The organism is Acrocarpospora sp. B8E8, from assembly GCF_039871605.1.
GTDB classification, from domain to species: Bacteria; Actinomycetota; Actinomycetes; order Streptosporangiales; family Streptosporangiaceae; genus Acrocarpospora; species Acrocarpospora macrocephala.
In genome coordinates this window covers 53241-60570 of record NZ_JBDPLV010000067.1, presented here as the reverse complement: position 1 = coordinate 60570, position 7330 = coordinate 53241, and the positions used below count along the sequence as shown (strand labels likewise).

Sequence of the window (7330 nt, the reverse complement as noted above, 5' to 3'; positions counted from 1 at the left end):
GGCTTCCTCCCGGATCGATTGGTGTGAGAACCTCGATCTTCGGGAGTCGTGCCCGTTTCCATGCCCGAATTGGGTCAGTTATTACCAGCGGTAGAGGCGCAGCCACTCGCGCGCAAGGAATCAAACCGGGTCTTCGATCTTGAGCGGGAAGCTGGGCGTTCTCGTCCTACCGATGGTCACGTTGAGTGACGGCCGGGGCGTGGCGTGGCCAGCCCTGGATGTGCGAAGCCCGTGGCCCTTGTGGATCATGGCTGTTCTCTACGCAGCCAACCCCCAAGGAACCACGGACGTGTACAACACTATCGAGACCCCCAACGACGCGACACTCCTGCTGGACCTGGAGGGCTTGCACGTCGTGAAGGTCGAACGCGGCGATGACGGGTATCGCGCTGTCCACGTCCTGACCTCCGATGACACCGCCCGCGCCTGCCCGACCTGCGGCGCCTTCTCCGTCACCGTCAAGGATCGGAAGATCACCAGGCCGCGGGACCTGTGCGCGGGCGGCAGGCCATTCACCCTGCTGTGGCACAAAGTCCGCTGGAGCTGCCGTGAGTCGTTGTGCCCACGCAAGTCGTTCACCGAACAGATTTCCCAGGTCGCCGCCGGGATGCGGACGACCGCTCGACTGCGCGGCGCCTGCGGGCGTGCGATCGCCGACGGTGGACGCACCGTCGCCCAGGCCGCCCGTGACCACCGGCTCTCCTGGCCGATCGCGATGCGTGAACTTCGCCGCTACGCCGCCGAGGTGCTGCCCGAGGAGCCGGAACCCACCCCTGTCATCGGAATCGACGAGATCCGGCGCGGCCGTCCCCGCTGGGAACAAAACCCCGACACCGGGAAGTACGTGCTGGTCGCGGACCGCTGGCATGTCGGCTTCACCGACATCGCCGGGGGTCAGGGACTGCTCGGCCAAGTCGAGGGCCGCGTGTCGACGACGGTTGCGACCTGGCTGAACGCCCGCCCCCAGGCCTGGCGGATGGCGGTCACCCATGTGGCGATCGACATGTGCCAGACCTTCCGCTGCGCGGTCCGGGCCGCGCTGCCCCACGCCGTCATCGTGGTCGATCACTTCCATCTCGTACAGCTCGCCAACAGCAAGCTCGCCGAGCTGCGCCGCCGCCTGACCTGGAAGATGCGCGACCGCCGCGGCCGGGCCGGCGACCCCGAATACGACCATCGGCGGCTGCTGCGCTCCAACCGCGAGGACCTCACCGACGATCACCTCGCCGTCCTGGAACGCGACCTGAACCGGATCGGCACCTACGGCAGGCACATCCTGGCCGGTTGGCACGCCAAGGAGAAGCTGCGCCACCTACTCGCCCTGGCCCGCACGAACCCACCCCGCTCGGTGATCGCCCATCGCCTGCACGCCTTCTACGCCTGGTGCGCCGACCACGCCTACCTGCCCGAACTCATCACGCTCGCCGAAAGCGTCGCCTCCTGGTGGGCCGAGATCGAGGCATTCCTGCTGACCGGGATCAGCAATGCCAAGAGCGAGGGCACCAACCGGGTCATCAAGCTCGAAGCCCGCTGCGCCTACGGCTTCCGCAACCCGATCAACCAGCGCCTCCGGTCACGCTGCGCCACCACCCGTGGGAGCCGAAACCGCTCCGTTCCCGCCTAACTTCGGAGAGCCATCAAACCCGGTCAAAACTTCGAGATGCCGGGGCCGTGCCCGGCACCCCACCCAAAGAAATCGGCTCCGGCACCCACACCTTCACCAGCCGATTTCCCACCCCGTAGCACACCCAGAGGGCCTGGAGCATTCAGGCCCTCCGAATATCTGACGGTCATCGCGGCCGGCGATCGGATCTGTGATGTGATGCTCTAATCGGAGGTCATCACTGGAGGATCAAATGACCGTTTCCCATCGGCCTGGCGACGATCAAAACAACGGCGGAATGGAGATCACCATCAGGTTGACTCCATCTGAGGCGGAGAACATCGGCCGGGACGCCTTACTCATGGCCGAAATCCTCGACAGCTGCTTGTGGGCCATGGCCATGCTTCGCACCAACATCAATTCTCGCGACCCCGGCACACCCGCCCCGACACACGGCGACTGGGCCGCCGCACTCCGCGGCCTCGACCGCCTTCCGCCCCGCCTCCAGGGAGCCCGCGACGGAGTCATCCGCGCCTACATCACCGCAGGCGGAACCATCCAGCGAGTAGCCGAAGTCATGAACATCAGCACATCGGCCGCACAAGACCACAGCGCACAACTCACAGAAAGCCCCCCAACAGTCTGGGAGAAGTGGGCAACGTCCCCCCTGCCGATGCGAAGGGTCTAGCGGTCGGACAGCTTCCAACAGCATCAAACCATCTTTCATATCGGCTTTGCATGATTGATTGCCGCACACGACCTGGTTGTGACACAGTTGCCTGTCGTGGCGGCTGACACGGCCGGGCTAGAAGCAACATTGTCCCGGGTGGTACGGCTGGCGGATGAACACGTCTCCGCACTCGATTCGTGTATGCGTTACATGGCCGCCCATTCTTGGGTCGGCGGCGGAGCCGTTCGTTTCTCCCAGGAACTGGCCGAGCAGCGAATCCGGATGCAACGGGGCTTCCAGAGCACGGCCGACGAGATCGCCGAGCGGATCCGCGCCCAAGGCGGTCACGCGCGGTCGCCGTCCCTAGCCACGTCGATCGCGGTGATGTCGGCCGCGGTCCCGGACGGGTTCGCCGGGATGAACGTGGAGGCGATGACCCGCCTGGTGCAGGACCTGGACCGCGCCGCCCGATACCTGCCCGAGGCGGCCCACCGCCTGTCAGCGGAACTGCTGACCGCCTGCGTCCCCTCCGGCCCCGAGCGGCAGGTCGCCGACGCCGGAGCCTGGGCCGCCAAACAAGTGCCCGACCTGAAAAGACGGCTCGCGATCCTGCAGCGGCAGGAGACCGCCCCCGGCCTGACCTCCCCGGCGATGGCGGCCTTCGGCCTGTTCGGCGGCTTCGCCCCCGACTCGGCCGGCGCCGCGAAAGCCCTCACCCTCGCGGCGACAGGCGACAAGAAGGCCTTGGCTCTGCTCCTCACCTTCCAGCGCACCGGCAAGGACCCGACCCTGGCCGCCCGCTTCAACGCCTGGTGGCACCTGCTCGACAAACAGACCCAGGAACACCTGATCGCCACCGCCCCGAACCTGATCGGCGGCCTCAACGGCCTCCCCGCCGCCACCCGCGACCGCGCCAACCGCGGCTATCTGACCGCACAACACACCGAGATCACCCAGCGCCTGGAACAACTACGCCGCTCAGCGGAAGCGGCGAAGGCCGAAATAGCAACGCTGGAGTTGAAGCTGCGGCAGATCGACGAGGTCAACAAGAGCCTGGCACTCGGCGAACGCGACGGACGCCCGCCGGCGCTCCTGCTCAGCATCGGCCTCGGCTGCCTCGGCCGGACCGCCATCTCCTTCGGCGACCCGGACACCGCCGACTCGGTGATCACGTCAGTGCCAGGCACCGGTACCAAGCTGGAAGGCATCTACGGAGACGTCATGCGAGCCTCCACGCTCTGGAAGCAGGCCATCTCCTCGGCTGACCAAAAGAAGATCGCCTCGATCGCGTGGTTCGAATATGAGGCCCCGCAGCTGGATCTCAGCGCGTTCCTGGCCGATCGTTCGGTGTCGGCCCCGTACGTCGCCGCGGAAGGTTCGAAGTCGCTTGTCTCCTTCACCGACGGGCTCAACGCCGCGCACAAGGTGGGGGCCGATCCGCGGTTCACGGTGCTGGGACACAGCTATGGCTCCCTGGTCGCGGGGTTCGCGGCGCGACGAAGGGCGGGGAACTTCGCCGACCAGCTGATCTTGGTAGGAAGTCCCGGGGTGGGCGCCTCAGCGGCGAAGGAACTGGGCGTCGACCAGGTGTGGGTCGGTGAGGCGCCCCAGGACCCGGTAGCCGACTTCGGCCGAGTCCCGGCCAGCGTCGAGAAAGCCCTCGGAGGAGGCCTGTCACCGGTGCTTCCCGACATGGACGGCCCATTCGGCACCGATCCCAGCGACTTCTCCTTCGGCGCGCATCAGTTTGTGGTTGACGGGCCTAAGAAGGGCCTCATCGATTATGACTTCGCTGCTCACTCCAGCTGCTGGAACGCGGACTCGCAGTCACTGGCGAATATGGGCTACCTGATCAACGGTCAGTACCATCGCGTAACAAAGATCCTGCCACCGATACCCACTCCCATTCCGCAACCTTCGCCGACCCCGCCAGAGCCCACCTCGCCTGCCCAACCTGCGGAGGTTCCGACGGCAACGCCATCGCCATCGCCGCAACCGGCGCCGACCCCGCCCGGAGGCTAGATGTTTCACCCCCTCAGGTTGATCATCGCTGGAGCCGTGCTCCTCTCCGGCTGCGCCTCAGGCGAAGCTCTGAAAGGGGGCACCATGACCACGTCATCCAACAAGCCGACGATCACGAAAGCCCAGGCGCTCGCCCGGGTGGAGCAGCTCATCAACGAGGCCGCATCCGCCATCGACATCCCCAAGAAGCTCGAACTGTTCGAACCCAGTCTCGGTGACGACCTCTGCCTCGACCCCACCGACGGCGGCTCCGAGGAACGCATCATCGTCAACCGGAAATACTTCCTCCGGGGCATACCCAAGGATCGCGTCACCGAGGTCGCCCAGCGCGTGAAAACCTACTGGGAGCAGCAAGGACACGTCATCGACGGGGTATCGGCCGACGGCCTCGTCGTCTACGGACGCACCCGCCCCGACGACTTCTACGTCACGCTCGGCTGGACGGCAGACGATGTGCCCACTCTTGCCGCCACCTCGACCTGCATCTGGCCCAACGGCACCCCGGAACCCGCCCAGCCAGGCAGTTGAGCCCTGACATCACCGGCAACGCCACCTGAAGTTAGGGCGGCTGTCACCGGGAACCCCTAACGTGCCCGACATGAGAAGAACATTGATCATGTTGGGTACGGTGGCGCTCACCCTCGCCGTCGCCGTGCCCGCCCAGGCCGACCCCTCCCGGCACGGCCAGTACGGCAGGGCGACGCTCACCGGTTTCGCCTCCCTGCCGGCGCAGACCTACGTCCCCGGCAGCGAGCCCTCCGGCTCCCTCCTGGGGACGGCGCCGAGCAACGGCATCACCCCGCCGTTCCCCGGCCAGCCGGTGCAGGGCTTCAGCGGCATCGTCCGCAACCACGACGGCACCTTCTTCGCGCTCTCCGACAACGGCTACGGCGCGAAGGCCAACAGCTCCGACTTCCTGCTCCGCGTGCACCACATCAAGCCCTCCTTCCGGGACGGCACGATCGAGGTGCTCGGCGGCTTCAACTTGACCGACCCGTACGGCAAGGTGCCCTTCCCGCTGACCCGCCAGGACCGCAAGCTCACCGGCTCCGACTTCGACGTCGAGTCGATCGTGCGCACCAGCGACGGCACGTACTGGATCGGTGACGAGTTCGGCCCGTTCCTGCTGCACTTCTCGGCCGGCGGCAAGCTGCTGGAGGCGCCGATCGCGCTGCCGGGTGTGCAGGCGCCGGAGAATCCGTACCTCAACGGAGGCACGCCGAACCTCGGCGGCAGCAAGGGTTTCGAGGGCATGGCCCGGTCGGTGGACGGGCGCACGCTCTACCCGCTGCTGGAGGGCACGGTCACCGGCGACCCGGCCGGCACGCTGCGGATCAACGAGTTCGACCTGCGCCGTCGCGCGTACACCGGCCAGCGCTGGGCCTACCAGTTGGACTCGCCGTCGAACGCGATCGGTGACTTCATCGCGATCGACAAGCGCCGGTTCCTGGTCATCGAGCGGGACAACGGCCAGGGCGACGCCGCCGCGTTCAAGAAGATCTTCGAGGTGACCCTGAGCAACCACGGCGTCAAGAAGACCCTCGTCGCCGACCTGCTCGACATCGCCAACCCCCGGCACATCGGCGGTTTCGGCGACACCTTCCGCTTCCCGTTCCAGACGATCGAGGACGTCGTCATCCTCGACGACCGCACCCTCGGCGTCCTGGACGACAACAACTACCCGTTCTCGAACGGCCGCACCGCGGGCGTGGCCGACAACAACGAGTTCATCACCATCCGCCTCGGGCGTGACCTGCACGCGGACTCGCGGGTCTATGAATGAGAAATTTTGCCTGGCCAGGGCAATTGCAGTGCGGCCGTGTATAGGACGGGTTTCTCGTTAATTTCCTGATGGACGCGTGGGCCGGGGCGTCGTGTACGGGCACCCTGGCCAAACGCGCGAAAAACGATCGTTTCGAGGCGGGAGCTACTGCTCACTTACTCGACCACGGCAACCGCGCTAGCAACCTATGGGGGCGTGGGGGGCTGTGCCCCCACATCGGGGGGCTCGGGGGGTCGCCCCCCGTGTAAACGACGAAGGGACCCGCTGGGAGCAAGCCGCCAAAGGCGGATCTTGCGACCAGCAGGTCCCAGTCACGAGAGGTGGAGACGGGATTTGAACCCGTGTACACGGCTTTGCAGGCCGTTGCCTCGCCTCTCGGCCACTCCACCGGGGAAGATCTGCGAGCGGAAGACGGGATTCGAACCCGCGACCCTCACCTTGGCAAGGTGATGCTCTACCACTGAGCCACTTCCGCGCACGCCTCGCGGCGACCCTCGGATTCTAGCGGGTTTTCGTCAGCCGCCGTTAATCCTGCACCCGCGTGGCGAGGTTGCGGAACGCCCGGTCGGCGCCCCGCTCGATGGCGGGCAGCATCAGGAAGATTTCCAGGATGCGGGTGAGCCGGTGCACCTCGATGCGGTGGAAGTCGGGGCCTTCCGCGCGGGCCAGCACCAGCGAGAGGGCCAGCGGCGGCAGCGGCGCCGTGATCAGATGCAGGCCGGATTCGAGCGTCGACGCGGTCGGCCTGGACGGGGTTTCGGCGGGATACGGGATGGTTTCCGGGGCACGCCAGCTGGAGTAGACGGTTTCCCGGGGCGTACGTTCGGTTCCGGCGGCGGCCCAGTCGGCGCTGAACAGGACCGGCATCGAGTCGATGAGGGTGGCCAGGGCGCGTTCGCCGGCCGTGGTCAGGAACTTGAGGATTTCCAGTTCCGGGTAGGTGCCGGGCGCTTCCCGGGTGGACCAGACGCCTTCGATCTTGATGTCGTCGAGCTCTTCCAGGGCGCTGATCAGGTATTCGCGCGGCGCCGCGTCCGGCCAGTACACGGTGAAGTCGTCGACGGCCCGGCCGTCGCCGCGTTCCAGCACGATGACCTGGGTGATGTCCGCACCGGCCGACCCGAGCGCGCTGGTCACCTGACCTAGCGAACCCGGACGATCCGGCACGGCGATACGCAGCCGCAACAACATGGACGCCTCCCCGACCGCTCCAGACCTCAGATTATCGGCCATAACGCGATCTTGTAACCCG

The 7330-nt window shown here is 66.6% G+C and carries 6 protein-coding genes and 2 tRNA genes; 5 read left to right on the top strand and 3 right to left on the bottom strand.

The features are described from left to right. Window positions 1-289: 289 nt before the first annotated feature. The 5 genes from ABGB08_RS42915 (at window position 290) to ABGB08_RS42895 (ending at window position 6078) form a co-directional block, all read left to right on the top strand. The gene (locus tag ABGB08_RS42915; RefSeq protein ID WP_347602865.1) at window positions 290-1624 is read left to right on the top strand and encodes an ISL3 family transposase; all 1335 of its coding nucleotides are present in this window, start codon (window positions 290-292) and stop codon (window positions 1622-1624) included. A gap of 232 nt (window positions 1625-1856) precedes the next feature. After that, window positions 1857-2291 carry a hypothetical protein gene (locus tag ABGB08_RS42910; RefSeq protein WP_347602862.1) on the top strand — a complete coding sequence of 145 codons (435 nt, stop codon included), beginning with the start codon at window positions 1857-1859 and terminating at the stop codon, window positions 2289-2291. 96 nt (window positions 2292-2387) lie between these two features. Next, window positions 2388-4295 carry an alpha/beta hydrolase gene (locus ABGB08_RS42905; protein ID WP_347602859.1) on the top strand — a complete coding sequence of 636 codons (1908 nt, stop codon included), beginning with the start codon at window positions 2388-2390 and terminating at the stop codon, window positions 4293-4295. A gap of 84 nt (window positions 4296-4379) precedes the next feature. Then, window positions 4380-4823, top strand: a complete 444-nt coding sequence (locus ABGB08_RS42900; protein ID WP_347602856.1) for a hypothetical protein — start codon at window positions 4380-4382, stop codon at window positions 4821-4823. 70 nt (window positions 4824-4893) lie between these two features. Continuing rightward, window positions 4894-6078 (top strand): esterase-like activity of phytase family protein, encoded by a 1185-nt coding sequence (locus tag ABGB08_RS42895; protein WP_347602853.1) that lies wholly within the window; start codon window positions 4894-4896, stop codon window positions 6076-6078. A gap of 318 nt (window positions 6079-6396) precedes the next feature. Here the strand turns inward: ABGB08_RS42895 and ABGB08_RS42890 are convergent. From ABGB08_RS42890 to ABGB08_RS42880, 3 genes are all read right to left on the bottom strand, one after another. Next, a tRNA-Cys gene (locus ABGB08_RS42890) sits at window positions 6397-6467 on the bottom strand. Window positions 6468-6481: 14 nt separating this feature from the next. Beyond that, window positions 6482-6553 (bottom strand) — tRNA-Gly (locus tag ABGB08_RS42885). Window positions 6554-6603: 50 nt separating this feature from the next. Next, complete coding sequence (locus tag ABGB08_RS42880) at window positions 6604-7311, bottom strand: ACT domain-containing protein (protein WP_347602850.1); 708 nt, start codon at window positions 7309-7311, stop codon at window positions 6604-6606. Window positions 7312-7330: the final 19 nt, after the last annotated feature.

Bases quoted from the DNA above. Each gene is read 5' to 3' on its own strand.
- ABGB08_RS42900 (WP_347602856.1), top strand. From the start codon at position 4,380: ATGACCACGTCATCCAACAAGCCGACGATCACGAAAGCCCAGGCGCTC.
- ABGB08_RS42910 (WP_347602862.1), top strand. From the start codon at position 1,857: ATGACCGTTTCCCATCGGCCTGGCGACGATCAAAACAACGGCGGAATG.
- ABGB08_RS42895 (WP_347602853.1), top strand. From the start codon at position 4,894: ATGAGAAGAACATTGATCATGTTGGGTACGGTGGCGCTCACCCTCGCC.
- ABGB08_RS42880 (WP_347602850.1), bottom strand. From the start codon at position 7,311: ATGGCCGATAATCTGAGGTCTGGAGCGGTCGGGGAGGCGTCCATGTTG.